The sequence below is a fragment of the Novosphingobium sp. RL4 genome (assembly GCF_035658495.1).
Classification (GTDB): Bacteria; Pseudomonadota; Alphaproteobacteria; order Sphingomonadales; family Sphingomonadaceae; genus Novosphingobium.
On record NZ_CP141944.1, the window covers coordinates 897,710 to 922,987 of the forward strand.

Below are 25,278 nucleotides of genomic sequence, written 5' to 3' on the forward strand. Positions count from 1 at the left end.
GCCTAAAGAAGCGAAAGCTGCCCATCCCTGGCCGGGCGAACGTCCTCTTCCCCGCGTTCGAGGGCGGAGAGGGTCAGGCCCATCAGGCGGATCGGTTGCGGCAGCGGCAGCAGTTCCTCCAGCAGTCCATGACCGAGTGCGGAGAATTCCGCCTTGTCGGCCACGAAATGATGGAGCGAGCGGGCGCGGGTGAGGGTCTGGAAGTCGGCGTAGCGCAGCTTGAGCGTGACGGTACGGCCACGGGTCTCGGCGCGCTCGATGCGGTCCCAGACGATGTCTACGATGTTGTCCAGCGTTTCGCGCAGGGCCTCGGTGCCCTGGATATTATCGAAGAAGGTGCGCTCCCCGCCGACCGATTTTCTCGGGCGGTTGGCGCGCACCTGTCGCAGGTCCACGCCCCGGGCGGCCTGATAGAGATACTCCGCAAAGCTGCCGAAATGGGCGCGCAGGAAGGCGATGTCCTTTTCGCGCAGGTCCGCGCCGGTCTCGATGCCGAGGCGGGCCATCTTTTCCGCGCCGCGCGGGCCGACGCCGTGAAAGCGGCGTACCGGCAGGCTCGCCACGAACTGCGCGCCCTGGTCGGGGCGGATCACGCAGAGACCGTCAGGCTTGTTCTGGTCGCTGGCGAGCTTGGCGATGAACTTGTTGTAGGACACCCCGGCGCTGGCGGTAAGCCCGGTTTCGGCCTTGATGCGGCGGCGGATCTCCTCGGCGATGCGGGTGGCTGACCCGATTCCCCTGAGGTCGGCGGTGACGTCGAGATAGGCTTCGTCAAGCGAGAGCGGCTCCACGTGGGGGGTATACTCGTGGAAGATCGCGCGGATCTGCTGGCTGACCTCGCGGTAGACCTCGAAACGGGGTTTGCGGAAGATCAGGTCAGGGCAGAGCCGCGCCGCGCGGGCGGAAGGCATGGCGGAGCGCACGCCGAACTTTCGCGCTTCGTAGCTGGCCGCCGCCACCACGCCGCGCAGGGAGGAACCGCCCACCGCCACCGGCTTGCCCCGCAGCGAGGGATCGTCGCGCTGCTCCACGCTGGCGTAGAACGCGTCCATGTCGACATGGATCACCTTGCGCAGGCCGTCGGCCTCGCGGCCCTCTGCCGATTCTGCTTCGCGCGATGACATGGCGGCAGATATAGTCCCTGCGCCGGGAAAAGCGCTATCCGCGGCGCGAAATTGCTGGCCACTGCGGCGCAAGTGCTGCAATGCGCCGTGCATGACCTCCGACACAGCGAATCCCGCGCCCTTTCCGATGCGGGGGGTCGAGTTCGTCGCCCTCATGGCCGCCCTGCAGGCACTTCAGGCGCTCTCGATCGACATCATGTTGCCCGCGCTCGGCGAGATCAGCCGTGACCTGGCGGTCCCTGACCCCAACCAGCGGCAGCTGATCGTCGGCGTGTTCCTGATCTGCACCGGGCTCGGCTCGCTGGTTCCCGGCGCGTTGGCGGACCGTTACGGCCGCCGCCCCGTGCTGCTTTTCGCGATCTGCGCCTATGTGCTGAGCGCTCTGGCCTGCGCGCTGGTCACCAGCTTTCCGATGATGCTGGCGGCGCGCGCGGTGGCAGGACTTTGCACGTCCGCGCTGATGGTCATGCCGATGACCGTCATTCGCGACCGGTTCGAAGGCGATCGCATGGCCAGCATGCAGTCGCTGGTGTCGATGACCTTCATGGTCGTGCCGATGATCGCGCCGATGGTGGGGCAGGGCGTGATGCTGGTTGCCGGCTGGCGCTGGATCTTCGGCCTCATCAGCGTGCTGGGTGCCTGTGTCTACGCATGGACGGCCTTGCGCCTGCCGGAGACCTTGCACCCCGATTACCGGCAGGAAATCCGGCCCCGGGTGATCGCCACCAACATGGCGCTGACCCTGCGCACGCGCGAGGCGGTGGGCTACCTGTTCGGCGTCGCTTTCGTGCAGGGGGCGATGTTCGGCTACATCAACAGTGCCCAGCAGCTGGTGGCGGAGCACTTCGGCGCGGGGTTCTTCTTCCCGGCGGTGTTCGGCGGCATGGCGCTGGTCATGGCCATGACCAACTTCGCCAATTCGCGTATCGTCCAGCGCTTCGGTGCGCGGCGCGTGTCGCAGACGGCGCTGTTCGGCTATATCGCCAGTTCGGTGCTGCACTTCGTGCTGGCCCTGAACGGGGAGACGCTGTGGGTCTTTGTCCCGCTCATGACCTTCTCCATGTGCATGATGAGCTTCATCGGCTCGAACTTCCAGTCGATCGCGATCCAGCCTTTCGCGCGCACGGCAGGGGCAGCAGCCTCGATCATGTCGTTCGTGCGGATGGTGATGGGCGCGGTTCTGGGTGCGTTGATCGGGCAGGCCTACGACGGCACGCCCGGACCGATCCTGGGCTCGATGGTGGCAGCGGGGCTGACGGCGCTTGTCTTCGTGCTCTATTCCGAGCGAGGCCGCCTGTTCCGGCGCCTCAACTATCCTGCCGGCTACTATCCCCCAGGCAAGCGGCCCTGAGCGAGGGGCCTTTATTCGGTAATACGGGGAGCCGGTGCCCCCCGCTTACCTGCCTGAGGGCTAGACGGCCCGGCCGCCGCGAAACAGCTGGACGAGGCCCACGACGATGGCGATCACCAGCAGGACGTGGATCAGCGCGCTGGACACGTGGAACACCACGAAGCCGAGCAGCCACAGGACCAGCAGGATGGCGGCAATGGTGAAGAGCATGGCGATTCTCCCTTGTTCGTTACAAAGCAGCAACGCTCGGTATCGTTCGAGGCTCCCGGATTTTTTTGGTAAGCTCCGCGATCTCCACCGGGAAAACGGTTCGTCCCGGCTTCGGGGCAGGCGATGGAATGCTGCCATGGCCGACGATTGCCGGACAGCGGCGGCCAAGGCATGGTCGCCTCGCGACCGCGAATCGCCCTTGGGCGCATCTCGCCGCGAATTCTTCGGGTCCACCCAATTACGTCGCAACGACGACAGTTCGCGGGCATGGCGCATCCTGTGCCGGCCCGCGACACTCGCCACGCCAGCCCAGACTATTTCCGCAGGCCCATTTCCCTGAGCTCGCGGCGTGACAGCGCCGGGCGGGGCGCTGTGCCCGCAGGCTCGGCTGCGCTTTCCGGCCCGCCGCCCGCCATCCGGTCGGGATCGTTCTGATTACCCGCCTGCGCCTCGTTCCATGCGGACCAGACATGGGCGAGCTTTTCGGCGCGGGTGGTGTGTACGCGGTGGTCCCAGGCATGGGCGCCGAGCCGCTCCACCTCGCGGGCGATGCCGCCGTAGATGTTCGCGGCCGACAGCACCGCCCAGCGCTGGCGGAAGGCCAGCCGGGCAGCTCCGATCCTTGCCGATGCCTCATAGTCCCGCGCGAGCGCGCAGGCGCGGGCGATCATCGGCACCAGCGCGCCACGATAGTGCGGCTTGGTGACTTCGCCGGGCGGGATGTCCGCCTCCACCAGCCATTCGACCGGCAGGTAGCAGCGGCCCCGCGCGTCGTCCTCCCAGACATCGCGCACGATATTGGCGATCTGGAAGGCAATGCCGAGATCGCAGGCCCGGTCCAGCGTGTCGTCGTCGTCGGGCGATACGCCCATGACCGCCGCCATCATCACGCCCACCGCGCCTGCCACGTGATAGCAGTAGCGCAGCATGTCCGCCTCGCAGCGAGGCCGCCAGTCGGCCGCATCCAGCGCGAAGCCGGCCAGCACGTCATCCACCATGGCGGCGGTCAGCGGCACTTCGCGCATGAGCTGGCCGAGCGCGTCGAAAGCGGGCGTGCCGGTGGTTTCGCCCGCCATCGCCAGCTCGGTCAGCGTGCGGATGGTTGCCAGCCGGTCCTCGGGCGAGAGGCGGGTGCCGAGCCGCACGGGGCCGATGGCGTGGCCGTGGTCCTGTTCGTCGGCGATGTCGTCGCAGGCGCGGCACCAGGCGTAGAGCAGCCAGACCCGCTCGCGCGTTTCGCGGTCGAACAGGCGGCTGGCCGCCGCGAAGCTCTTCGATCCCTTGCGGATGGACCGGCGCGCCTCCTTGACGAGGTGCGCGCGGTCCAGCGGCCCGGAGCGGAGGGCGGCGCCGCGCAGGGCGGCTTCGAGGAGCTTCTCAGTCGGCACCCGAAAGCCTCACAGCGTGCTGGGGTCCATCCTGACGATCGGGACGATCGGCTCGTGCGCGTGCATGCGGTCGAGCAGGAGGTCCAGCTCGGTCTCGGCCAGGATGATGCCCTGATGGGCGGGCCGAACGAAGCCGACTTCGGCCATGTGGCGGTTGAATGCGAGCAGGCCGTCATAGAAGCCGAAGGAGTTCAGCACGCCCACCGGCTTGTCGTGATAGCCGAGCTGGGCCCAGCTCACCGCTTCCCACAGTTCGTCCATGGTGCCGACGCCGCCGGGCAGGACCAGGAAGCCGTCCGACAGGCGCGTGAATTCCGCCTTGCGCTCGTGCATGGTCTTGACGACGTAAAGCTCGGTGCAATCGTGATTGGCGACTTCGCCGCCCTTGCCGCCGGCGCCGGTGAGCGCTTCGGGGATCACGCCGATCACTTCGCCGCCCTGCGTGAGCGCGCCGGCGGCCACGGCGCCCATCAGGCCGAGGCGGCCACCGCCATAGACAACGCCGATGCCGCGCGCGGCAAGGGCGGCGCCCACGTCATGGGCAAGCTGGACGTAGCGGGGATCGGCGGGGGTGGCGGAGCCGCAGTAGACGGCGATGCGTTTCATGACTCAGGTAGCCTTCAGTTGTACCCGCGCGCCGTCCGGCAGATCGCGGGTCTGCCGGGCGAGGTCGCCGGTCAGGTAGATCAGGTCGACAAGGTCGATCCGGACCAGATTTTCATGCCCATAGTCGCCCGACAGGATCGCGGAAAGCGTCCGGCTGTAGACTTCCCCCGTGGCGGTGAAGCCGAGCCGCTGCGTCGCCGCGTCTACAAGGGCGTCTGCGCGCCAGATGGCCTTGGTTTCGTCCAGCGCCATGTGGGCCTGCGCCGCGGCTTCGTCGCCCAGCCGGGACAGGCTGAGGAGATCGGGGTCGAGGTAGTGGAAAATGCCTTCGCGGTCGATTAGCAGCATGTGGCCCATCAGGCTGTGGGCCACCTCTTCGGCGAAGTCCACGCCGGTCCACCCCCAGGCGACTTTCAGGGCGTGGAGCGCGCGGCTCACTTCAGGGCATCCAGCATGAGTCTGGCGGTGGCCTTGGCAGAGCCGACGACACCGGGAATGCCCGCGCCGGGATGCGTTCCGGCGCCGACGAGGTAGAAGTTCTTCAGCTTGTCGTCGCGGTTATGGCCGCGGAAGTAGGCGCTCTGCGTCAGCAGCGGTTCGAGGCTGAAGCCGTTGCCGTTATACGCGCCCAGATCGCGCTCGAAGTCAGGCGGGGCGTAGTGGAACCGGGTGACGATACGGTCGTCGATGTCGGGGATCAGGCGGCGACCGACTTCGGCGAGCACGCGCTTTTCGAGGATCGGACCGGCTTCGTCCCAGTCGATCGGCAACTTGCCCATGTTGGCTACCGGGACGAGGGCGTAGAACGTGCTCTTGCCCGCCGGCGCCATCGAGGGATCGGTAACGGTCGGATGGTGGAGGTAGATCGAGAAGTCGCGCGGCAGCACGCCATGCTCGAAGATGTCGTCGAGCAGGCCCTTGTAGCGCGGGCCGAACAGGATGGTGTGGTGCGGGATGCCGGGCCAGGTGCCTTCGAGGCCGAAGTGAACCACGAAGAGGCTTGGCGAGAAGCGCTTCTTCTTCAGCTTGTGCGCCATGTCCTGCCCGCGCTGGTTCCCGGAGAGCAGGTCGCGGTAGGTGTGCATCAGGTCGCCGTTGCTGGCGATGGCATCGAACCGCTGTTTCCAGCCGCTGTCCGTCTCGACCTCCGTCACCTGGTCGCCGAGCGTGTGGATCTGCACGACCTTCTCGCCGAGGCGCAATTGCCCGCCCAGCCGCTCGAACAGGCGGGCCATGCCCTGCGCCAGTTTGTTGGTGCCGCCACGGGCCCACCAGACGCCGCCGTCCTTCTCCAGCTTGTGGATCAGGGCGTAGATCGCGCTCGTGGTCATCGGGTTGCCGCCCACCAGCAGGGTGTGGAACGAGAGCGCCTGCCGCAGGTGCTCGTCCTTCACGAAGTGGCTGACCATCGAATAGACCGAGCGCCAGGCCTGGTAGCGGGCCAGCGCCGGGGCGGCCTTGACCATGCTGGAAAAGTCCAGGAACGCCTCGTGCCCCAGCTTGACGTAGCCTTCCTGATAGACCCCGGCGGCATAGCGCACGAATTCGTCGTAGCCGGGCACATCGCGCGGGGCGACGCGGTTGATCTCGCGGCGCAGGGCGATTTCGTCGTTGGAATAATCGAACGTGACGCCGTCGGTCCAGTTGAGCCGGTAGAACGGCATTACCGGCATCAGGTCGACATCGTCGGCCATTTCATGCCCGGAAAGCGTCCAGAGTTCGCGCAGGGCGTCGGGATCGGTGATGACGGTGGGGCCGGCGTCGAACGTGAAGCCGTCACGCTCCCAGACGTAGGCTCGGCCGCCCACTTTGTCTCGCGCTTCGACAAGGGTGGTGTCGATCCCGGCGCTTTGCAGGCGGATGGCGAGGGAAAGGCCGCCGAACCCGGCGCCGATGACGCAGGCCTTCTTCATCGATTGCCGCCTTTCGGGTCGAGGTCCGCCAGTGGGTGGCCGCGCCCGGCAAGGCTGGCCATCGCCGCGCCCATCGGCACCGGAGGCTTGCCGCAGAGCACGCGGGCCTTGTCGGCCGGTGTGAGGCGGCCGGCGTAGAACCGCTCGATCAGTCCTTCGGGCAGGGTGTAGAAACGTTCGAGAACGGCGCGCCGCTCATCGGGACGGGCGGCGCCGAACAACATGCGCGTCAACATCCGGTAGAAGCGCCCCCCGCGCCAGTGATTTGCGGCCCATGCATGACTTGTCCTTCCTAGGCTCTCGCCGGAGAGCTTGTCGAGTGCGGTCACGTGCATGGCGAATCTTACGGCATCAGGAAACGAATAGGACGTCATCGGATTGACGAGCGCGGCCCGCACTCCTGCACGGGCAACCGGCAGGCCCCCCGCATGGTTCCAGTCGGCGTGGTTCCAGAATGCCTCGAAATCACCGCCCGCGATGACCGGCAGCACGCCGGTCTCTTCATAAGTGACGGATTCGATGTGCCAACCCATCCCGTCGGCGTAATCCCCGATCCTCTCGCCCAGGCTGGCAACGTCGAGCGCGGTATCCCCTGAGTAGTAGGTATCTTCGACGAAGACTTCGGTGGGCGAGAAAGGCAAGCAGTAGATGAAGCGATAGCCGTCGTGCTGGGCGACGCGGGCATCCATCACGACCGGCCGGTCAAGCCCGTGGGGCGCGGCGAGGCGCAGCATCCGGCCAAGGAACTTCTGCCAGCCGCCGGACATGTGCGGCAGGCCGTGAGCGCCGCGAGCGTCGATCACGGCATCGGCGCGGATTTCGCGCCCGTCCGCCAGGATAACGCCGGTCGGAGCGGCCTGGCGCACTTCGGCGCCGGTCAGCAGGGCGTCTGCGGGAAGCGCCGCGCGGACCACTTCGTCGAGCCGGCGGCTGGTCACACTGGCATAGGCCGTGCCGAGACGGCGCGAGTAGCCGGGGAAATGGACGTCGTAGCCGGGCCAGCGCCGCGCGATCAGCGGTTCCACCAGATCGCGGTGCGCGGGCGCTACATCGCTTTCGAAGAAAGACCAGACATGCTCGCCCCCCAGGCTTTCGCCGCGCTCGATCAACAGTACGCGCAGGTCCGGCCGGTGGCGCGCCATTGCGAGCGCGATCAGCGAACCGGCGAGGCCTCCGCCCAGAATTGCCATGTTGCAGGAAATAATTGCCATCTTGGTACCGTTTAAGGACAGGTTGTGCCTGCTGCAACTTGGCAGGGCGGGTGCTTTGCGGCATTGTCATGACAATGACCGAGGAATTGACCGTCTGCGGTGCTTCGATCGAAGATGCTGCAGCCATTGCCGAGATCTACGCTCACTATGTGATCGAAAGCACCGCGACTTTCGAGACAGAACCGCCTGACATCATGGAAAGTGAACGCCGCATTCGCGATATCGTCGATGCGGGTTATCCTTTTCTTGTCGTCCGCGCCGATTCCGATGACGAGGCAGGCGAAGGGCGAGTGCTCGGTTTCGGTTTCGCTCACCGCTACGGTCCGCGCGCGGGTTATCTCTACAGTGTCGAGACCACGATCTATGTCCGGCCGGAAAGCGTGGGCCGGGGGATCGGCGGAAGACTGCTCAACGCCTTGCTGGAAGAATGCGAGAAGCGCGGCTTCCGGCAGGCCTTCGCGGTGATCGCGGAAAGCGAACCGGCCTCGGTCGTGCTTCACGCAAGGGCCGGTTTCCGGCCCGTCGGCACGCTTGACGGCGCGGGCTGGAAGCATGGCAAGTGGCTCGACGTCTTCGTGATGCAGCGCCAGCTTGGCGAGGGGGACCACACGCTGCCGGTGCATTCCGCCTAGTTTACGACCTAGCCTGACCCCACCGGCAGATCCTTTTTCAGCACATGTCTGACGCGGGCCTGCAGGTCCGGCAGCACTTCCGCTTCGAACCATGCATGGCGCGCCATCCAGATGCGGCTGCGCCAGGCGGGGTGAGGCAGCGGAAAGAACCCCTCCGGCGCTTCCTGCCAGCGATGGACCGCTTCGGTCAGGTTCGGCGCGAAATGGCGCGGAAGGTAACGTTTCTGCGCATATTGGCCGACCAGCAGGGTGAGCCGCACATCGGGCAGCGCCGCGCGCAGGCGATCGTGCCAGAGCGGGGCGCATTCGGGGCGGGGCGGCAGGTCTCCGCCCTTGCCCTTGCCGGGATAGCAGAAGCCGCTGGGCATGTGGGCGATCCGGTCCGGGTCGTAGAATGTCGCGGGATCGATCCCGGTCCACTCCCGCAGCCGGTCGCCGCTGTCGTCATCCCAGGCCCGGCCGCTGGCGTGGACCTTGCTCCCCGGTGCCTGTCCGATCACGAGAATGCGCGCGCCGCGTCCCGCCTGCACCACCGGGCGCGGTTCATGCGGCAGCACGCGCCGGCAGGCCCGGCAGGCGCGGATCGCTTCCAGCAGTTCGGGGAGATCTGTCACCCATGGGCAGATGGCGAGAGGTTGGCCTTCGCGCAAGGACTGCTAAGCTGGCGTTCGCAGGCGGCTCGTCTGCCGTCCAAACCGTTATGTCATATTCTCAACCAATTTAGTTGATAATAGGCCGATGCCTTCGCTAGACAGGCATCGCACAGAATACGCCACGGAGCTTGCCCTTGAATAATCGGAATGGAAACGGCGCGCTTCCCGTCGCGATCGTCGGCGCGGGGTTCAGCGGAACCCTGATGGCGATCAACCTCCTGCGCAACGGCGTCCGCGTCGTCCTGATCGAGCGCAAGGATGCCCAGCTTGCCAAGGGGCTCGCCTTCGGCACCCGCTGGCCGGAGCACCTGCTCAACGTGCGCGCCGCCAACATGAGCGCCTTCCCGGACGACCAGGCGAATTTCCTGCGCTGGATCGGCCATAGCGGCGACGAGCAGGCGAACCGCTTCGTGCCGCGCCTGTCCTATGGGCTCTACTTGCGCGAGCTGCTCATCCGGGCGCTGGCGGAAGCGGGGCCGAACGCGCTGATCGTCAATGCCGAAGCCTGTTCGGCCCGCTTCGAGGATGGCCGCGTCCTGGTGGAGATGGCGGACGGGGACGAGATCGAGGCGCGGGCCCTGGTGCTTGCCCTCGGCAATTTCCCGCCTTCGCCTCATCCGGTGCTGGCCACCATACCCGAGGATCGCCGCTTCACCGACCCGTGGCAGCCCGGCACGCTGGAGAAGATCGAGGAGGTCGATCATGTCCTCCTGATCGGCACCGGCCTTACCGCCGCCGACATGGTGCTTTCGCTCGACAAGGCCGGGTTCAAGGGCAGGATTACCGCGCTTTCGCGGCGCGGGCTCAAGCCGCTTGCCCATGCCGAGAGCGGGCCGTCGGTGGATTACGTTCCCGCGCCCGAGGAACGCGGATCGCAGCTCGTGCGCCGGGTGCGTGCGCGGGCGGCGGAAATCGGCTGGCGCGCGGCTGTGGACGAGCTGCGGCCGCACACCCAGAACCTCTGGCGCCGCCACGACGAGGCGGGGCAGCGGCGGTTCCTGCATCACTTGCGTCCCTATTGGGATGTCCATCGCCACCGTCTAGCGCCTGACGTGGCGAAGCGCATCGCCGAGATCGAGGCGGAAGGCCGGCTGGAGTTCGTCGCAGGCAAACTCGTGAGCGCAGAGCCGACCGAAAGCGGGGTCTCGGTGGCCTATCGTCCGCGCGGGAAGGACGAACTGGTGCGGCTGGGCGTATCGCGCACGATCAACTGCACCGGCCCGGAAGGAGACCTGATGCGCAGCGGCGCGCCGCTGGTGAAGGACCTTCTGGCGCAGGGCAAGGTGCGCTCCGACGCGCACAGGCTGGGGCTCGATGTCGATCATCTCGGCCGGGTGCGCGATATCGACGGAGAGCCGCAGGATACGCTCTTCGCGGTGGGCCCCGTTACCAAGGGCGAGGCGTGGGAGATCGTCGCGGTGCCGGATATCCGGCGGCAGGTCTGGAATCTCGCGCGCTATCTGGCGGATGCGCACTGGGTGGGCGGCGAGGGTCTGTAAGACGGAAGAAAGGCCCGGGAGACGATTCCCCCGGGCCTTCTTTTCCTCAGAAGTCCTTGCGCAGCATGATGCCGCCGTAGCGCTTGTCGTCACGCGGGACATAGCGGACGATGCCGGCGAGCGTGCCGTTGGCGAGGAAGTTCGAGTAGCTCTGGTTCGTGATGTTCTTCACGAAACCGCGCAGTTGCCACCCGTCGTTCGTGCCGATCAGGGCGACGCTGCCGTTCCAGATGTAGTAGCCCGGCTGGATCGTGCCCGGCGTCTGCGTCAGCTGGTACTGCGTGCGGCTCTTGAGTGTGATGTCGGACTGGAATTCGAGGTCGATCGAATCCGACAGCGCGAAGCGATAGGCCGCATTGCTGTAGAGCTTCCACTTCGGTGCGAAGGGAAGGACTTCGCCGTTGATGTTGCAGCTCGACGGAGCGCCTTCGGGGCAGATGAAGTTCAGCACCTTGGCGTCGGTATAGGCCACCGAGGTGTCGAGCGAGAGGCCCGGGATCGGGCGCACGCCGAAGTCGAGTTCCACGCCCTTGGTCTGGACGGTGCCGGCGTTGATGAGACGCGTGACCTGCGCCCCGCCGACCACGTCGTTGTAGTTGGCCTGGTAGTTGTGGAACTTGGTGGAATAGACGGCCAGCGCGTAAGTGATCTTGCGGTCCACCGCCGAGCCCTTGATCCCGCCTTCGAACGAATCCGAGGTTTCCGGCTTCAGCGCGATTTCGTCCAGCGGCGTGGTCGCGTTAAGCGAGCGCATGTTGAAATAGGCATTGTAGGCCGGGCCCTTGTACCCGCGCGAGTAGGTGAAATAGGCCTGGTTGTTCGCCGCGAAGTCCAGCTGGAGGCCGCCGCGATAGGAATCGCCGCGCTTCGAGGTCGAGCCTGCCGAATTGTGGTAGGCGCGGATGCCTGCCACGTCGAGCGCGGTCGCGCCCGAGTTCGTCGGGTCGTTGCTGGACGTGCGGACGTGGTAGTAGCTGAGATCGTCCCAGGTCGAACGGTAGCCCGCGATGGCGCGCAGCCAGGAGGTGAAGTTCACGTTGGCTTCGCCGAACACGGCGTAGTTGTCACTGGTGACGCCGTAGTTCGCCACGCCCGAAACGGTGTTCTCCGCACCGGAGATCAGGCGGGTGAGCGTGCGGGTATAAACCTCGTCGGTCTTGGCGTGGAGGTAATAGGCGCCCACGACATAGTCGATGAACTTGCCCTTGGGCGAGGTCAGGCGCAGTTCCTGCGAGAACTGCTTGTTGTTGACGGTGCCGTAATCCTCACCTTCGGGGAAGGTCGCGGAAAGTTCGGACAGCGCGTCGTAATCCTGGTGCTGGCGGTTCTTCCACTCGCGATAGGCGGTGATCGAGGTCACCGTGTAATCGCCCAGGCCCCACTCGGCCGTCAGCGAGCCGCCATAGTTCTTGTCGCGCACGTCGGTGTCGAAGTTGGTGCTGACTTCGCGGTTCTCGCTGCCGGGCGTGATGCCCTTGCCGGCGAGGAATGCGGCAAGCGCGGCGGAATCGGTGACGGTGCCGGTCGGATAGGCGATCTGGCTGGTGCGCGCGTAGACGCCGCTCGGCGTGGTGTCGTGCGAATGGAGGTAGTCACCCGAAAGCGTGAGCTTCAGGTTGTCGGTCGGCGTCGCCTCGATCTTGGCGCGGGCGCCGTAACGCTCGTAGCCGTTCACTTCGTTGCCGGTGGTGACGTTGCGCACGTTGCCGTCATAGTTGGCGTAGAGGCCGTCGATCCGGGCCGAGACGTTCGGGGCGATGCCGCCGGTCACGCCTGCCTTGATGCGGTATTCCTCGTCCGTGGTGGCCGATCCCTCGGCATAGGCGTGGAATTCCTGCGAAGGCGCGGCGGTGACGACGCTGATGACGCCGGCCGAGGCGTTCTTGCCGAACAGCGTGCCCTGCGGTCCGCGCAGCACTTCGATCCGCGAGACTTCGCCCACGTCGAGCGTCGCCTGCCCCGGACGGGTCAGGACGACACCGTCGAGAACTGTCGAAACGGAGGATTCGACGCCCGGCGACGTGCTGATCGTGCCCACGCCGCGGACGAAGACGGTGCGGTCCTTGTTGGAGGCGCCGTTGCGGAAATCGATCGAGGGGACCGAGGCGCTCAGGTCCTGCAGGTTGTGGATCGCCCGGTCGTTGAGCGATTCGCCGCTGACGGCGGTAATGGCGATCGGCACCTGCTGGAGCGATTCGTCGCGGTAGCGCGCGGTCACGACGATCTCGCCGGAAGCGGGTTCGGCGGCTTCATCGGCATAAGCAGTTGCCGGGAACAGGACCGCGGAAGCCAGCAGCAGGGTGCGGGCGGCGCGGAGCGGGGTCATTGTCATTTGGATCTCCCTGGAACCCGCGGAGCTATACTCAACCGTTTCGGTTGAGAAAGATAGTTTTCCTTTAGTCGCCCTATGCGAGAGACGAACCGGCGTCCTCTGCCGGGACGATGCGGGGCATGGTAAGCTGGATCCAGCCCAGCGCCAGCAGGTAGGAAACGGCCGCAAAGGCGAACAGCGGCCCGTAGCCGAGCCCGGCTGCCAGAACGAGACCGGCGATCTTGCTGATCGCGGTGCCGCCCAGATTGCCGCAGAAAGCGCCGAATCCGGTTACCCGGCCCACCTTGTGGCGCGGCGTCACGTCGGCGATCAGGCCGAACAGATTGGTCGAGAAGCCCTGGTGTCCGGCCAGGGTCAGTGCCATCAGGCCCACCGCGGGCCAATAGCCGTCCACGTGAAGGGCCAGCGGCACCGGCACCACGCAAAGCGCCGATATCAGCATCAGGGTCTTGCGCGTGCGGTTGGCGCTCCAGCCGCTCGACAGCAGGCGGTTCGCCGCGAAGCCGGAGATCAGCGAACCCGCGGCCGAACCGCAGTAGGCCAGCGCCAGCGGCGGGCCGAGTTCGGTGCCGGAAAGGCCGAACTGCCGGTTGAAATAGTCCGGCATCCAGAACAGCATGAGCCACCAGGTCGCGTCCGAGAGCACCTTGGCGAGAGCGATCGTCCAGGTGCGGCCTTCCTTGAGGAACAGCTTGTCGCCCGAAACGAGATTGCCGGAAACGCCGGGCTGCCGGTCGCCAAAATCCACCCCGCGCGAGGCGGCCAGCCACGCCGCGACCCAGAACAGCCCGACCACGCCCGCCAGCACGAAAGCCGCGCGCCAGCCCCAGACCGCCGCCACCAGCGGGATCGCCAGCGGCGCGAGGATCGCGCCAAGGCTGTTCATCGCGTTGGAAAGCCCAAATCCGATGGAGCGCAGGTTCGGCGGGAAGATCGTTGCAATGGTCTTCACGTTCGCCGGCGTGCCCATCGATTCCGTGGCGCCAAGCCCGATGCGGCAGAGCACGAACTGGCTGAAACTGTGCGCCCACCCATGCGTCATCGCCGCCAGCGACCATGCCGCCACACCTGCCGCGTTGGCCCACTTCGCGCCCAGCCGGTCGACGATCCAGCCCGCTGCGAGGAAGCCGAACGCCGCGCCCGCCTGGAACCAGGCGGCCAGGGTGCCGTAGTCGTCGTCGCTCCAGCCGAGGTCGGCGGCGATCGTCGGCTTCAGTACCGAGATGATCTGGCGGTCCACGAGATTGAGCACGCCCGCCGTCAGGGCCAGCGTGAACAGCAGCCAGCGGCGGCGCGGGGAGAGGGTCATGCGCGGCGCATCCGGGTTTTGGGGGATTTCTGCATCGCGGATCGTCTAGCGATGGCGAGGGGCAGGGGCGAACAAGAAATTCTAGGGCGGCAAGGGAGAGGCAGGGGGTGTTCGGCCCCCTGCCTCTCCCTTGTTCCTAAAGCGCCAGGGGCCCGTGATCGATCCGGGGCAGCACGTGCCGTGCGAACAGGTCCGCCTCTGCCGCATGCGGATAGCCCGAGAGGATGAAGGCATCGATCCCGGCCTCGCGATAGGCCTGCAGTTTCGCCAGGACCTGATCCGGATCGCCGACGATCGCCGCGCCGCAGCCCGAGCGGGCACGGCCGATGCCGGTCCAGAGGTTGTCCTCGGCATAGCCGTCGTCGCTGGCGGTTTCGCGAAGCGCAGCCTGAGCCTGTACGCCCACCGACTGGGAATCGAGCGAGCGGGCACGGATCGCGGCGCCCTCTGCCGCGTCGAGGCGCGAGAGCAGGCGGTTCGCCGCATCGCGCGCATCGGCTTCGGTCTCGCGCACGATCACGTGGACGCGGTAGCCGAAGCGCAAGGTGCGGCCATACTTCGCGGCGCGGGTGCGCATGTCGGCGATGGTTTCCTTTACCGCTTCCATGCGGTCCGGCCACATGAGATAGACGTCGCAGCCCTTGGCGGCGACTTCGCGGGCGGGTTCGGAGAGGCCGCCGAAGTAGAGCGGCGGGCACTTCGAACCCGGCGCGATCATGCGCGGGGCATCCAGTCTGAGGTTCCAGAAGCGGCCCTGATGGTCGAGCGACTGACCCGACAGCAGCGTGCGCAGGATCTCGATGGCCTCGGTCGTGCGCTCGTAGCGGGCGCCGCCATCCAGCGTTTCACCCGGCATCTCGCTGGAGATGATGTTGATGTTGAGGCGGCCGCCCCCGTTCCTTTGGCCAAGAATCTGGTCGATCGTGGCGATCTGGCGGGCAAGCTGGGCGGGCCACATCTCGCCGATGCGCACCGCCATCAGCAGCTTGATACGGCGGACCTGCGTGGCGATGGCGGCGGCGAAGGCGGTGGTGTCTATCCCGAGCGCATAGCCGGAAGGCAGCAGCACATTGTCGAACCCGCCTTCCTCGGCGGCAGTCACGATATTGCGGCAGTGTTCCCAGCTGGAGCGCAGCATGGGGTCCGGCTGGCCGAGGAACTCGTAGTCATCGTCGCAGAGCGCCGAAAACCAGCTGATCTCGCAAGGGTCCAGTGTCACGGCAGGCGCGCTCCCATCGATGCTTCGAGCACCGCGTACCATTCGGATGCGGTCCATTCGACCTTGAGCGCATCGCGCGAGGCGAGAATGCGTTCGGGGGTCTGCGAACCGACGATGGGGATCGCGCGCGAGGGGTGCGCCATGATCCACGACAGCGCGGCGGCGGCGGCATCGGTGCCGTAGCGCTCGCCCTGTGCGGCTACCAGCTTCGCCACCGGGTCTTCCGAATCCGCGGCAAGGCGGCCGCCACCAAGTGGCGACCATGCCAGCACCGCCACGTCGCGGGCCATCGCCTGATCGAGCGTGCCGTCATAGAGCGGCGCATAACGGGCGGCCGAGAATTCGGGCTGGGTCGAGACGATGGGGAAGGGCAGGTAGGTCTGGAGCGCGTCGAATTCGGCGGGGCTGTAGTTGGAAACGCCGATGGCCTTGACCTTGCCGCTCTTGACCATGGCAGCCAGGGTGGCCGCCACGTCGCGCGGGTGGGCCAGGAAGTCGCGGCGGTGGATCTGGTAGAGTTCGACCGAAGGCAGGCCGAGCCGTTCGAGCGAGGCTTCAAGGGCCTTGTTCAGATAGTCGGGGCTCGAATCGTAAGGCACGCCCAGCACGATGCCGCCCTTGGTGGCGATCGTCATCCGCTCGCGAAGGTCGGGGCGCAGGGCCAGCGCCTTGCCCAGCAGCAGTTCCGCGCCGCCGAAGCCGAGCGCGGCGTCGCAGCCGTAGATGTCGGCGGTATCGAACAGGGTGATTCCCGCTTCAAGCGCCGCCTCGATGCGGGCGACGATGGCGCCGATATCGTCGTTGCCGTCGGGGCGGGCGAGCCGCCACATGCCCCAGGCAATCGGAAAAACGGAAATTCCGCTCTTGCCGAGCGGGACGGATTGGGCCGATAGGCGCGTCGTCGTGGGGGAAGTCATGGGTCGCCACATGGCACACGGAGTTGCGAAATGGTAGAGACGCTGCGTTACGGAATTGTCGGAACCGGGATGATGGGTGTGGAGCACATCCACAACCTCAATATCCTCGAAGGCGCCGAAGTGGTCGCCATCGCCGACCCTGAGCCGACCTCGCTCGGCTGGGCGAAGGATGCCCTGGGCGACAAGGCCGAAGGCGTCCGGGAATTCGCCGATAGCGCCAGCATGATCGAAAACGCGGGCCTCGATGCCGTGGTGGTGGTCTCGCCCAACTTCACGCACCGCGCGGTGCTGGAGCCGCTGCTGGACAGCGACGTGGCGATCCTCTGCGAAAAGCCGCTCTGCACCACGATGGACGATGCGCGCTGGGTGGTCGAGCGGGCAGAGGCGCGCAAGGGCCTGTTCTGGACCGGCATGGAATATCGCTTCATGCCGCCCGCCAAGGCCTTCATCGACGAGATTCACGGCGGCAAGGTCGGCCGTTTGCAGATGCTCTCGATCCGCGAGCATCGCTTCCCGTTCCTGGTGAAGGTGCGGGACTGGAACCGCTTCTCGGCCAATACCGGCGGCACCATGGTGGAGAAGTGCTGCCACTTCTTCGACCTCATGCGGCTCATCACCCGTTCGGAGCCGGTGCGTGTCTATTGCTCGGGCGCCATGGACGTGAACCATATCGAAGAGCGCTATGACGGCCGCCAGCCGGACATCATCGACAACAGCTTCACCACCGTCGATTTTGCCGACGGCACCCGCGCGCTGCTGGACCTGTGCATGTTCGCGGAAGGCGCCGAGCATCAGGAAGAGATGAGCGCCACCGGCGACAAGGGCCGTCTCGACGTGCTGATCCCGCCGGGCGATCTCGTCTGGTCGCCGCGCGTGCCGTGGCCGGGGCCGAAGTCGGTCGAGCGCTGGCATGTCGCGGTGGACGAGGCGGCGATGGATGCCGGTTCGCACCACGGCGCGACGTTCTATCAGCATGAAGCCTTTGCCCGCGCCGTTCGCGGCGAGGGCGAGGTTCAGGTGACCGCGCGCGACGGCCTGATGGCCGTGGCCATCGGCGCGGCGGCGGAACTCAGCGCGCGCGAGAAGCGCGTGGTGGAGATGGCGGAACTGCTGGGCTGATGCCGAACAGGGCGTCGTCCCGGGCATGATCCGGCCAGACCTGATCCGGCCAGACCTGGTCCGGGACGACGTGCCGTTTCATTTCAATTCCAGCCGCGTCTCGCCGAGCACCTCGCTGTAGGGCTGGCGTGCCGCCGCTTCCGAGCCGACCGGCGAGTTCCGGTCTTGCCCGATATCGAAGCTCTCCGAAAACGCGCCGATGCTGGTCGGGAAGTCCGCGATCCTGCCCTCTCCCACCGGCTGGCCGTTCACGAAGAGCCGGATCGTTCCCGAAGCGGGCCGGGAGAAGAACGCGCCCTGTCCGCCGGGGGCCTGTCCGCCGGGGGGCTGGGCGGGCACGAATTCGTAGCCCACGGTCGCCGCGCCTTGCGGTAGCTTCGTGGCGGAGACCACGCGGTCCCGGCGCAGGCCGTAGGCGTTGTTCTCGAAGACCAGCTGCCCGTCCTTGGCATAGAGCACGAAGCCGCCCAGCCTTCCGCCCTCTGCCACCAGAGCGCCCTGTCCGGCGGCGGCATTGCCCTTGATCGCGACCGTCAGGCTATGTGCCTTCGATAGGTCCGGGACGGCATTCTGCGGAAGCGGGCCGATATCCGCCTGATAGACGAAGCTCCTGCGCTTGGGATCGAGCAGTGTCGGCACGCCCATCGGCAGCGGGACGAGCGGGAAGACGCCGTTGCGCTGGCCTTCCTTGACGAACTCGGCCTTGAGTTCCTCCAGCTTGGCCGGGTTCGTGGCGGCGAGGTCCTTGCTTTCGCTGAAGTCGTGCGCGACGTCGTAGAGTTCCCAGCGGTCGTTCCCGGGATCGTCGAGGAACACGCGCTGGAGGTTCTCCAGCAGTTCCCACGGGCGGTAGTTGCGCTTGGCGGCGGCAACCCAGCCCTGCTTGTAGATGGCGCGGTTGCCGAAGATCTCGAAATACTGCTCGGTATGCTCTTCGGGTGCCTTGGGGTTGGTGAAGGTGGCGAGCAGGCTGTGGCCGGCGAAAGGCGTCTGCTTCACGCCGTCCACTTCGGTGGGGAAGGCGATGTGCGCGGCGTCGAGGATGGTCGGCGCGATGTCGTTGACGTGGCCGAACTGGCTGCGCACGGCACCCGGCTGGCTGGTGTGGCCGGGCCACGAGACGATCAGCGGATTGCGCGTGCCGCCGAAGTGCGAGGCGACCTGCTTCATCCACTGGAACGGCGTGGTGGTGGCCCAGGCCCAGCCCGCGCCGTAGTGGTTGGAAAGTTCCGGCCCGCCCAGCGCATCGATATGGGCAAGCTGGGTCGGCAGGTCGTGCGGCGCACCGCTGGCGGAGGCGCCTTCGTTGGTGATCCGGCCCTCGATCCCGCCCTCTGCGCTGCCGCCATTGTCGCCCACGACGTAGACCACCAGCAGGTTGTCGCCGCCCGGCCGCGCGCGCAGGGTCTGGATCAGGCGCCCCACTTCGTAGTCGGTCTGTTCCACGAAGGCGGAGTAGATCTCCATCTGCCGGGCATAGAGCTTGCGTTCGTCGGCCGAGAGGCTGGACCATGCCGGAATGCCCTCGGGCCGGGGTGTCAGCCTGGCATCGGCGGGAATGATGCCGAGCTTCTTCTGGCGGGCGAAAGTCTCCTCGCGGTATTTGTCCCAGCCGCCGTCGAAGCGGCCCTTGTTACGGTCGATCCACTCCTGCGGGACATGGTGCGGGGTATGGACCGCGCCGGTGGCGAAATAGAGGAAATAGGGCTTCTGCGGGGCCAGCGCGTCATGTTCGTCCACCCAGCCGACCGCCTTGTTCACCAGATCGGTGGTGAGGTGGTAGCCCTGCTCGGGTGTGGCCGGGGCGGGAATCGCGGTGGTGTCGTTGTAGAGGTGCGGCTCCCACTGGTTGTCCTCGCCGGACATGAAGCCGTAGAAATGGTCGAAGCCCAGCCCGGTCGGCCAGTGGTTGAACGGCCCGGCCGAGGAAATCTCCCACTTGGGCGTATTGTGCCACTTGCCGAAGGCGGCGGTGGAATAGCCGTTGCCTTGCAGGATGCGGGCGATCGAGGCGGTCTCGGCCTTCCAGATTGTGTTGTAGGCTGGGAAACCGGCGGGAATGTCGGCAAGGTTGCCGAAGCCGACCTGATGCTGGTTGCGCCCGGTCAGCAGCGATGCGCGCGTGGGCGAGCAGATCGCGGTGGTATGGAAGCGGTTGTAGCGAAGCCCTTCCGCCGCCAGTTTTTCCAGCGCGGGGGTGCGGGGCACGCCGCCGAAGGCAGAAGTTGCCGCGAAGCCCGCATCGTCGAGCAGGACCAGCAGTACGTTCGGCGCGCCCTTGGGCGCCTGCGGCGGCGCCGGAAAAGCGGGGGCGGAATCGGCGCGGGTGAGGCCGACCCTGCCGGTGAACACCTCGGCCACGTTTATTCTGGCTTCCTGCGCCATGGCGCCTGTGGTGAGCGCGGACGTGGCGAGCGAGGACGCGGCAAGCAGCAGCGCTGCCCTTGTGAAGACATGCATGGAATTACCCCAAGTATCATGGCGCGGGCATCTGCCGGCGCGTGACGAACGTTCCGATCGTGGAAATGGCGCGTGCCGGAACAGCCGGCCCCTGCGGGGGCCGGGAGCGGCGCGGGAAGGCCGGGCCCACAAGTCTGGGCTCCGGTTTTCGGCCTCAGGTCTGGATCATGTTCATGCGCATCGTTTCACCTCATGAGGAGGGAATCACGATGCTGGCGCGGTCGCCCGGGCATCGTGCGCTTTAGCTGTTGGTGACGCGGAGCAAGCTGCATCCCGATCAAAAGCCGCGGGTCGGCACCTGAATTGAACGCAGGGGCGACCGACCATCGCTCCCCCTTGGGTGTATTCTCAACTTAATTGATAGAGAATGTGAGTCAAGCCCGCGCCGCCGCACCATCGTCCCGGCGTGGGCCTGATCCGTCGGGAGTTCTCCGGCAGTGACGGCGCCGGACTTGCATCTGGCGGCCGGGTCCGGCATTATGCTGCGGTGCACAACAGTCCTGTCCAATCCTATCCGGTATGCCGTCCATGAGTGAAACACGCCTGAAGCTGATGGAGGCGATCACCCGCAAGCGCACCGTCACCGCCCAATACAATGGCGGCGTCATCAAGCTTGCCCCGCACCTGCTGTTCGAGCGGCATGGCGACCTGTTCGTCAGCGCGCTCAACATGAGCAAGAACTGGCGGAGCGAGGAAGACCGGAGGCTGGGCCAGTTCAAGCTGGCAGGGCTTGGCGCAACCGAACTGCTGGACGAAAGCTTCGACCCGTTGCCCTCGTTCGAACCGGCGGCCCCGCGTTCCGACGATACCCTTATCCTGGCGATCTGAGCCGGTTTCTCCCGTCGCTCAGGACGCTGTTCGCAGGGTCATGAGGGAGGAGGAATAGGGCAGGACCAGTTGCGCGGCGCGCTTCCAGTCGCCGCGCAACCAGAGATCGTGCGCTTCGGGCGGCAGGATCACCGGCATCGTATCGCGCCCTTCCGCCCGCAAGGCGGCGTTCGCCTCGCAAGTGAGCAGGGCGAAACTCGGCACTTCGCTGTCCTTCCATACCGCCGCCATCGCGAAGATCGGCTGGTCGGCCGCGCCGAACCAGTTCTGGCGGCGCTTGCCGTCTGTCGGGCTTGCCTTGCCCCATTCCATGAAAGCGGTGGCGGGCACCAGGCAGCGGAACTCGCTGTTGCGCAAGTTGCCGATCCAGAACGGGCTTTCGAGATTGCGCACGGTGAGGATGCCGTGGCGGCGCTGGTCGAAGGCGGCGGGCGGTGGCGGCACGCCCCAGAGGCGCGGCACCATGCGGCGCGGCAGGCGCTTTTCGGGGCGCGGCCCGGCCACGAACTCGCGGCCCATCGTCACCACCGGCGCGAATCCGCCGCCTGAAACCGAACCGCCGGGCCAGGGATCGTCACCGGCTTCGGCGCCCATGGCACGGGCGACTTCGCGGGCGGGCGCGTCGAGGCGATAGATGATCGGCATGTCTGTGAGGCCCTAGACGGCTGGAAAAGCCGCGTCTATCGTCCCCGCCATCCCCGGGGAGCTTGTGCCCAGGGCTTTCGAATCCCGAAAGCCGGACGGAAACAAATGGCTGAGAGGGGCAGGTCACGCTGCCCGACCCGTTGAACCTGAACCCGTTAACACGGGCGGAGGGAAGGGCGGGCCACAGGACACTTCTGTCGCGACCTTTCTTTCGTCCATAAGCCGAAGGAAAATCGCTTATGGCCGACATCAACTCCAAGCTGGAGATCGGCGTTACCACCGGACCCATTCGTGGGTCGAAGAAGATTCACGTCGGACCGCTAGGCGTTGCCATGCGGGAAATCCGCCTTGAGCCGGGATCGGGCGAGGCGCCGGTGCGTGTCTACGACACTTCCGGTCCCTACACCGATCCGAACGTCACCATCGATATTGCAGCGGGCCTTGCCGCCAAGCGCCGCGAATGGATCGTGGCACGCGGCGATGTCGAGGAATACGACGCCCGCGCAGTGAAGCCCGAGGATAACGGCCAGCTCGGCCCGGATCGTTCGGGCGGCGTCCCGGCCTTCCCCAACGTGGTGAAACGCCCGCTGCGCGCGAAGGCAGGCATGAACGTCAGCCAGATGCACTATGCTCGCCGCGGCATCATCACGCCGGAGATGGAATACGTCGCCGAGCGGGAGAACCTCGGCCGGGCGATGCTGAAGGAATATGCGCGCGACGGGCAAGACTGGGGCGCCGCCATCCCGGACTACGTAACCCCCGAATTCGTGCGCGAGGAAGTGGCTCGTGGTCGCGCCATCATTCCCTCCAACATCAACCACCCCGAATCCGAGCCGATGGCGATCGGCCGCAATTTCCTGGTCAAGATCAACGCCAATATCGGCAATTCCGCCGTCGCCTCGGACGTGGCGAGCGAGGTGGACAAGATGGTCTGGTCGATCCGCTGGGGTGCGGACACGGTGATGGACCTCTCCACCGGGCGCAACATCCACGACACCCGCGAATGGATCATCCGCAACAGCCCCGTGCCGATCGGCACCGTGCCGATCTATCAGGCGCTGGAAAAGGTCGGCGGCATTGCCGAGGACCTGACCTGGGAGGTGTTCCGTGACACCCTGATCGAACAGGCCGAGCAGGGCGTGGACTACTTCACCATCCACGCCGGCGTGCGCCTGCCGTTCGTGCCGCTCGCCGCCAAGCGCGTGACCGGCATCGTCAGCCGCGGCGGCTCGATCATGGCCAAGTGGTGCCTTGCCCATCACAGGGAATCGTTCCTCTACGAACGCTTCGACGAGATTACCGAGATCATGAAGGCCTACGACGTCGCCTACTCGCTCGGTGACGGCCTGCGCCCCGGCTCGATCGCGGACGCCAATGACGAGGCGCAGTTCGCCGAACTCTACACCCTGGGCGAACTCACCAAGCGCGCCTGGGCGCAGGACGTTCAGGTGATGATCGAGGGGCCGGGCCATGTGCCGATGCACAAGGTGAAGGAGAACATGGACAAGCAGCTTGAGGCCTGCGGCGAGGCGCCGTTCTACACCCTCGGGCCGCTGGTGACCGACATTGCGCCGGGCTACGACCATATCACCAGCGGCATCGGCGCGGCCATGATCGGCTGGTACGGCACGGCGATGCTCTGCTACGTCACGCCCAAGGAACACCTTGGCCTGCCGGACCGCGATGACGTGAAAGTCGGCGTCGTCACCTACAAGCTGGCCGCCCATGCCGCCGATCTGGCCAAGGGGCACCCGGCCGCCAAGGTCCGCGACGATGCACTGTCCCGCGCCCGTTTCGAATTCCGCTGGCGCGACCAGTTCAACCTCAGCCTCGATCCCGACACGGCCGAACAGTACCACGACCAGACGCTCCCGGCCGAAGGCGCCAAGTCCGCGCATTTCTGCTCGATGTGCGGGCCGAAGTTCTGCTCGATGAAGATCAGCCAGGAAGTGCGGGACTTCGCGGCGAAGCAGAACCAGCCTTCGACCGGCTTCATCGCCGCCGAAGAAGGGGGCATGCTCGCCATTTCCGAAGCGGAGGCGGGGATGGCCGAAATGAGCAAGGTGTTCAGGGAAACCGGCAGCGAGCTTTACATGGGCGCCGGAGACCGCGAGCACGATTGACCTGGAAACCGCCGTCCCGGATCGAATCCGGGACGGCGGTTCCGCTCCCACCAATTCCCCTTCGCGGGAATCGATTGCGCTGCTAGGGTCGCTCTCCATTACGAAGGGTTCCTGCATGTCCCGCAATGCCAATGGCGACTGGATGAAACTCGCCCACGACAGCTACTGGCTCTGGGCCGAATCCATGATGGTCATGGGTATGCGCACAACCGACATGATGACCGGCCGAGGCAGCAATCGCGAAAACGTGCTGATGGTCACCGAAAAGCTGCAGGCCAACGCCGAACTGGCGGTATCGCTGGCGATGGGCGGGCTGACTTCTCCCGAGAAGACCGCGCACAAGGCCGTTCGCCACTATCGCAAGCGCGTGACCGCCAACCGCCGCCGCCTCTCGCGGAAGAAAACCCCATGACCGCGAAGGCGCCGGGAGAGATCCACGTCGGCATCGGCGGCTGGAGCTACGATCCCTGGCGCGAGACTTTCTATCCCAAGGGCGTCTCCAGGGCGCGGGAGCTGGAATATCTGGGCCAGCACCTCACCGGCACCGAAATCAACGCCACGTTCTACGGCCGCCAGAAACCTGCGAGCTTCGCCAAGTGGCGCAACACGGTGCCCGACGGGTTCAGGTTCGCGCTGAAGGGCTCACGCTACTGCACGAACCGCAAGAACCTGGGCGAAGCGGGTGAGAGCGTCACCAATTTCGTGGAGCAGGGCCTTGTCGAACTGGGCGACAAGCTCGGCCCGATCAACTGGCAACTCGCCGCCACCAAGCAATTCGATCCCGACGAGATCGCCGCGTTCCTGGCCCTGCTGCCGGACAAGCACGAGGGCCTGCCCCTGCGCCACGCCATCGAGCCCCGCCACGAGAGCTTCCGCGACCCGGCCTTCCTCGACCTCGCCCGCAAGGCCGGCGTCGCCGTCATCCTTGCCGACAGCCCCAAGTACCCGGTTTTCGAAGAGGCGGCCGAGGCAGGCCCGTTCCTTTACGTCCGCCTCCAGAATGCCCGCTCCGAAATCGAGCAAGGCTATCCCGACGCCGAACTGAGCCCTTGGGCGGCGCGCGCGCAGGACTGGTCGAAAGCCGGACGCGACGTGTTCATGTTCTTCATAAACGGCGCAAAGGAGCGGGCTCCCGCAGCGGCGATGGCGTTGATCGGGAAACTGCAAGGCGCCTAACCACTTCGCAAGATCATTTGCCTTCGATAATGATGCCAAAGGGCAAATGATTTCATCGCGAAGGGGGCGTTATGGAGAAAGAAGCAGCAAGGGGCGAATATGTAGGGCCGGCTGAGCAGGTCGTGCAGTATTCCGACATGGGCACGTTCATGCCTGTTGGATATTATCGTCCCATTCCGATCGTCTGGTTTGCCGGGGCCTGGTTCGCGCAAGTCGGATTGCTGCTGTTCCTGTTCGTCCTGCTGCTGGGCAAGCCCATGGCCTATACGCTTTTGACCTCGGCGCTCGTGAGCGTCGGGATCTGGCGCTGGACTTTCGGAAGAGGAATGTCCGAGGCTTCCTCCGGCTGGAAGATCTTCACGACAGGCGCACTGCTATTCAACTGGCTACTGGTCGCATTTGTGGAATGGGCGGTCATTCAGGGCTGACAATCGCGCGGCCGGTCATAACCCGAGGGGCGGATAGTCTTCAGGCCGGTGTGAACGATTACAGGAATTTCACCGGCCATTGTCGCGGCACTGCTTTTCCAGCCGCCAACATTGTTCTAGCTGCTTGAGAATCGG

The 25,278-nt window shown here is 66.1% G+C and carries 23 protein-coding genes and 1 riboswitch; of the genes, 9 read left to right on the forward strand and 14 right to left on the reverse strand.

Annotation, left to right across the window (positions count from 1 at the left end; all coding sequences use genetic code 11):
- Positions 1–2 precede the first annotated feature (2 nt).
- Entirely contained in the window at positions 3–1,124 is a 1,122-nt protein-coding gene (gene dinB, locus U9J33_RS04360) for a DNA polymerase IV (RefSeq protein ID WP_324698132.1), read from the reverse strand.
- A gap of 91 nt (positions 1,125–1,215) precedes the next feature.
- On the opposite strand from dinB, the gene U9J33_RS04365 reads away from it, so the two are divergent.
- Positions 1,216–2,475 (forward strand): multidrug effflux MFS transporter, encoded by a 1,260-nt coding sequence (locus tag U9J33_RS04365; RefSeq protein WP_185998025.1) that lies wholly within the window; start codon positions 1,216–1,218, stop codon positions 2,473–2,475.
- A gap of 60 nt (positions 2,476–2,535) precedes the next feature.
- On the opposite strand, the gene U9J33_RS04370 is transcribed toward U9J33_RS04365, so the two are convergent.
- The 6 genes from U9J33_RS04370 to crtY all read right to left on the reverse strand — a co-directional run bounded on the left by U9J33_RS04370 (position 2,536) and on the right by crtY (position 7,782).
- Positions 2,536–2,685 carry a lmo0937 family membrane protein gene (locus U9J33_RS04370; RefSeq protein WP_132268417.1) on the reverse strand — a complete coding sequence of 50 codons (150 nt, stop codon included), beginning with the start codon at positions 2,683–2,685 and terminating at the stop codon, positions 2,536–2,538.
- Between the two features lie 314 nt (positions 2,686–2,999).
- Positions 3,000–4,013 (reverse strand): phytoene/squalene synthase family protein, encoded by a 1,014-nt coding sequence (locus U9J33_RS04375; protein ID WP_324699004.1) that lies wholly within the window; start codon positions 4,011–4,013, stop codon positions 3,000–3,002.
- A 69-nt stretch (positions 4,014–4,082) separates the two neighbouring features.
- Complete coding sequence (locus U9J33_RS04380) at positions 4,083–4,679, reverse strand: TIGR00730 family Rossman fold protein (protein WP_054436504.1); 597 nt, start codon at positions 4,677–4,679, stop codon at positions 4,083–4,085.
- 3 nt (positions 4,680–4,682) lie between these two features.
- The gene (locus tag U9J33_RS04385) at positions 4,683–5,117 is read right to left on the reverse strand and encodes a hypothetical protein (RefSeq protein WP_054436502.1); all 435 of its coding nucleotides are present in this window, start codon (positions 5,115–5,117) and stop codon (positions 4,683–4,685) included.
- Complete coding sequence (locus U9J33_RS04390) at positions 5,114–6,592, reverse strand: phytoene desaturase (RefSeq protein ID WP_132469920.1); 1,479 nt, start codon at positions 6,590–6,592, stop codon at positions 5,114–5,116. The genes U9J33_RS04385 and U9J33_RS04390 overlap by 4 nt, the downstream gene beginning before the upstream one ends.
- On the reverse strand, positions 6,589–7,782 hold the full coding sequence (gene crtY, locus U9J33_RS04395) for a lycopene beta-cyclase CrtY (protein WP_324698140.1): 1,194 nt from the start codon (positions 7,780–7,782) through the stop codon (positions 6,589–6,591). Before crtY ends, U9J33_RS04390 begins: the two co-directional genes overlap by 4 nt.
- A gap of 95 nt (positions 7,783–7,877) precedes the next feature.
- On the opposite strand from crtY, the gene U9J33_RS04400 reads away from it, so the two are divergent.
- Positions 7,878–8,435 carry a GNAT family N-acetyltransferase gene (locus U9J33_RS04400; RefSeq protein ID WP_054436500.1) on the forward strand — a complete coding sequence of 186 codons (558 nt, stop codon included), beginning with the start codon at positions 7,878–7,880 and terminating at the stop codon, positions 8,433–8,435.
- 8 nt (positions 8,436–8,443) lie between these two features.
- On the opposite strand, the gene U9J33_RS04405 is transcribed toward U9J33_RS04400, so the two are convergent.
- Positions 8,444–9,049, reverse strand: a complete 606-nt coding sequence (locus tag U9J33_RS04405) for a uracil-DNA glycosylase family protein (protein WP_324698142.1) — start codon at positions 9,047–9,049, stop codon at positions 8,444–8,446.
- A gap of 173 nt (positions 9,050–9,222) precedes the next feature.
- Here U9J33_RS04405 and U9J33_RS04410 point away from each other — a divergent pair, with 173 nt between their 5' ends.
- On the forward strand, positions 9,223–10,587 hold the full coding sequence (locus U9J33_RS04410; protein WP_324698144.1) for an FAD/NAD(P)-binding protein: 1,365 nt from the start codon (positions 9,223–9,225) through the stop codon (positions 10,585–10,587).
- 46 nt (positions 10,588–10,633) lie between these two features.
- On the opposite strand, the gene U9J33_RS04415 is transcribed toward U9J33_RS04410, so the two are convergent.
- The 4 genes from U9J33_RS04415 to U9J33_RS04430 all read right to left on the reverse strand — a co-directional run bounded on the left by U9J33_RS04415 (position 10,634) and on the right by U9J33_RS04430 (position 16,364).
- Positions 10,634–12,919, reverse strand: coding sequence for a TonB-dependent receptor (locus tag U9J33_RS04415; RefSeq protein WP_054436499.1), 2,286 nt, complete (start codon positions 12,917–12,919; stop codon positions 10,634–10,636).
- Positions 12,920–12,992: 73 nt separating this feature from the next.
- Positions 12,993–14,228 carry an MFS transporter gene (locus U9J33_RS04420; RefSeq protein ID WP_132469919.1) on the reverse strand — a complete coding sequence of 412 codons (1,236 nt, stop codon included), beginning with the start codon at positions 14,226–14,228 and terminating at the stop codon, positions 12,993–12,995.
- A gap of 136 nt (positions 14,229–14,364) precedes the next feature.
- The gene (locus U9J33_RS04425; protein ID WP_324698146.1) at positions 14,365–15,447 is read right to left on the reverse strand and encodes an LLM class flavin-dependent oxidoreductase; all 1,083 of its coding nucleotides are present in this window, start codon (positions 15,445–15,447) and stop codon (positions 14,365–14,367) included.
- Positions 15,444–16,364 (reverse strand): aldo/keto reductase, encoded by a 921-nt coding sequence (locus tag U9J33_RS04430; RefSeq protein ID WP_324698148.1) that lies wholly within the window; start codon positions 16,362–16,364, stop codon positions 15,444–15,446. Before U9J33_RS04430 ends, U9J33_RS04425 begins: the two co-directional genes overlap by 4 nt.
- 30 nt (positions 16,365–16,394) lie before the next feature.
- On the opposite strand from U9J33_RS04430, the gene U9J33_RS04435 reads away from it, so the two are divergent.
- A complete protein-coding gene (locus U9J33_RS04435) occupies positions 16,395–17,483 on the forward strand; it encodes a Gfo/Idh/MocA family protein (protein WP_185998019.1) in 1,089 nt (362 codons plus the stop codon).
- Positions 17,484–17,561: 78 nt separating this feature from the next.
- On the opposite strand, the gene U9J33_RS04440 is transcribed toward U9J33_RS04435, so the two are convergent.
- A complete protein-coding gene (locus U9J33_RS04440) occupies positions 17,562–19,943 on the reverse strand; it encodes an arylsulfatase (RefSeq protein WP_324698151.1) in 2,382 nt (793 codons plus the stop codon).
- A gap of 528 nt (positions 19,944–20,471) precedes the next feature.
- Between U9J33_RS04440 and U9J33_RS04445 the strand changes: the two genes are divergently transcribed.
- A complete protein-coding gene (locus tag U9J33_RS04445; RefSeq protein WP_054436495.1) occupies positions 20,472–20,771 on the forward strand; it encodes a hypothetical protein in 300 nt (99 codons plus the stop codon).
- Positions 20,772–20,789: 18 nt separating this feature from the next.
- Here U9J33_RS04445 and U9J33_RS04450 read toward each other — a convergent pair whose 3' ends face one another.
- Complete coding sequence (locus tag U9J33_RS04450; protein WP_132469918.1) at positions 20,790–21,416, reverse strand: SOS response-associated peptidase family protein; 627 nt, start codon at positions 21,414–21,416, stop codon at positions 20,790–20,792.
- A 44-nt stretch (positions 21,417–21,460) separates the two neighbouring features.
- Positions 21,461–21,606, forward strand: a riboswitch (TPP riboswitch).
- A 49-nt stretch (positions 21,607–21,655) separates the two neighbouring features.
- On the opposite strand from U9J33_RS04450, the gene thiC reads away from it, so the two are divergent.
- From thiC to U9J33_RS04470, 4 genes are all read left to right on the forward strand, one after another.
- A complete protein-coding gene (gene thiC / locus U9J33_RS04455; protein WP_324698155.1) occupies positions 21,656–23,539 on the forward strand; it encodes a phosphomethylpyrimidine synthase ThiC in 1,884 nt (627 codons plus the stop codon).
- A 115-nt stretch (positions 23,540–23,654) separates the two neighbouring features.
- Positions 23,655–23,951, forward strand: coding sequence for a hypothetical protein (locus U9J33_RS04460; protein WP_054436494.1), 297 nt, complete (start codon positions 23,655–23,657; stop codon positions 23,949–23,951).
- A complete protein-coding gene (locus tag U9J33_RS04465; protein ID WP_324698157.1) occupies positions 23,948–24,715 on the forward strand; it encodes a DUF72 domain-containing protein in 768 nt (255 codons plus the stop codon). The genes U9J33_RS04460 and U9J33_RS04465 overlap by 4 nt, the downstream gene beginning before the upstream one ends.
- Positions 24,716–24,786: 71 nt before the next feature.
- Complete coding sequence (locus U9J33_RS04470; RefSeq protein WP_324698158.1) at positions 24,787–25,143, forward strand: hypothetical protein; 357 nt, start codon at positions 24,787–24,789, stop codon at positions 25,141–25,143.
- Positions 25,144–25,278: the final 135 nt, after the last annotated feature.

Bases quoted from the DNA above. Each gene is read 5' to 3' on its own strand.
- thiC (WP_324698155.1), top strand. From the start codon at position 21,656: ATGGCCGACATCAACTCCAAGCTGGAGATCGGCGTTACCACCGGACCC.
- U9J33_RS04450 (WP_132469918.1), bottom strand. From the start codon at position 21,416: ATGCCGATCATCTATCGCCTCGACGCGCCCGCCCGCGAAGTCGCCCGT.
- U9J33_RS04430 (WP_324698148.1), bottom strand. From the start codon at position 16,364: ATGACTTCCCCCACGACGACGCGCCTATCGGCCCAATCCGTCCCGCTC.
- U9J33_RS04370 (WP_132268417.1), bottom strand. From the start codon at position 2,685: ATGCTCTTCACCATTGCCGCCATCCTGCTGGTCCTGTGGCTGCTCGGC.
- U9J33_RS04400 (WP_054436500.1), top strand. From the start codon at position 7,878: ATGACCGAGGAATTGACCGTCTGCGGTGCTTCGATCGAAGATGCTGCA.
- crtY (WP_324698140.1), bottom strand. From the start codon at position 7,782: ATGGCAATTCTGGGCGGAGGCCTCGCCGGTTCGCTGATCGCGCTCGCA.
- U9J33_RS04440 (WP_324698151.1), bottom strand. From the start codon at position 19,943: ATGCATGTCTTCACAAGGGCAGCGCTGCTGCTTGCCGCGTCCTCGCTC.
- dinB (WP_324698132.1), bottom strand. From the start codon at position 1,124: ATGTCATCGCGCGAAGCAGAATCGGCAGAGGGCCGCGAGGCCGACGGC.
- U9J33_RS04420 (WP_132469919.1), bottom strand. From the start codon at position 14,228: ATGACCCTCTCCCCGCGCCGCCGCTGGCTGCTGTTCACGCTGGCCCTG.
- U9J33_RS04390 (WP_132469920.1), bottom strand. From the start codon at position 6,592: ATGAAGAAGGCCTGCGTCATCGGCGCCGGGTTCGGCGGCCTTTCCCTC.
- U9J33_RS04365 (WP_185998025.1), top strand. From the start codon at position 1,216: ATGACCTCCGACACAGCGAATCCCGCGCCCTTTCCGATGCGGGGGGTC.
- U9J33_RS04460 (WP_054436494.1), top strand. From the start codon at position 23,655: ATGTCCCGCAATGCCAATGGCGACTGGATGAAACTCGCCCACGACAGC.
- U9J33_RS04470 (WP_324698158.1), top strand. From the start codon at position 24,787: ATGGAGAAAGAAGCAGCAAGGGGCGAATATGTAGGGCCGGCTGAGCAG.
- U9J33_RS04380 (WP_054436504.1), bottom strand. From the start codon at position 4,679: ATGAAACGCATCGCCGTCTACTGCGGCTCCGCCACCCCCGCCGATCCC.
- U9J33_RS04415 (WP_054436499.1), bottom strand. From the start codon at position 12,919: ATGACAATGACCCCGCTCCGCGCCGCCCGCACCCTGCTGCTGGCTTCC.
- U9J33_RS04465 (WP_324698157.1), top strand. From the start codon at position 23,948: ATGACCGCGAAGGCGCCGGGAGAGATCCACGTCGGCATCGGCGGCTGG.
- U9J33_RS04435 (WP_185998019.1), top strand. From the start codon at position 16,395: ATGGTAGAGACGCTGCGTTACGGAATTGTCGGAACCGGGATGATGGGT.
- U9J33_RS04445 (WP_054436495.1), top strand. From the start codon at position 20,472: ATGAGTGAAACACGCCTGAAGCTGATGGAGGCGATCACCCGCAAGCGC.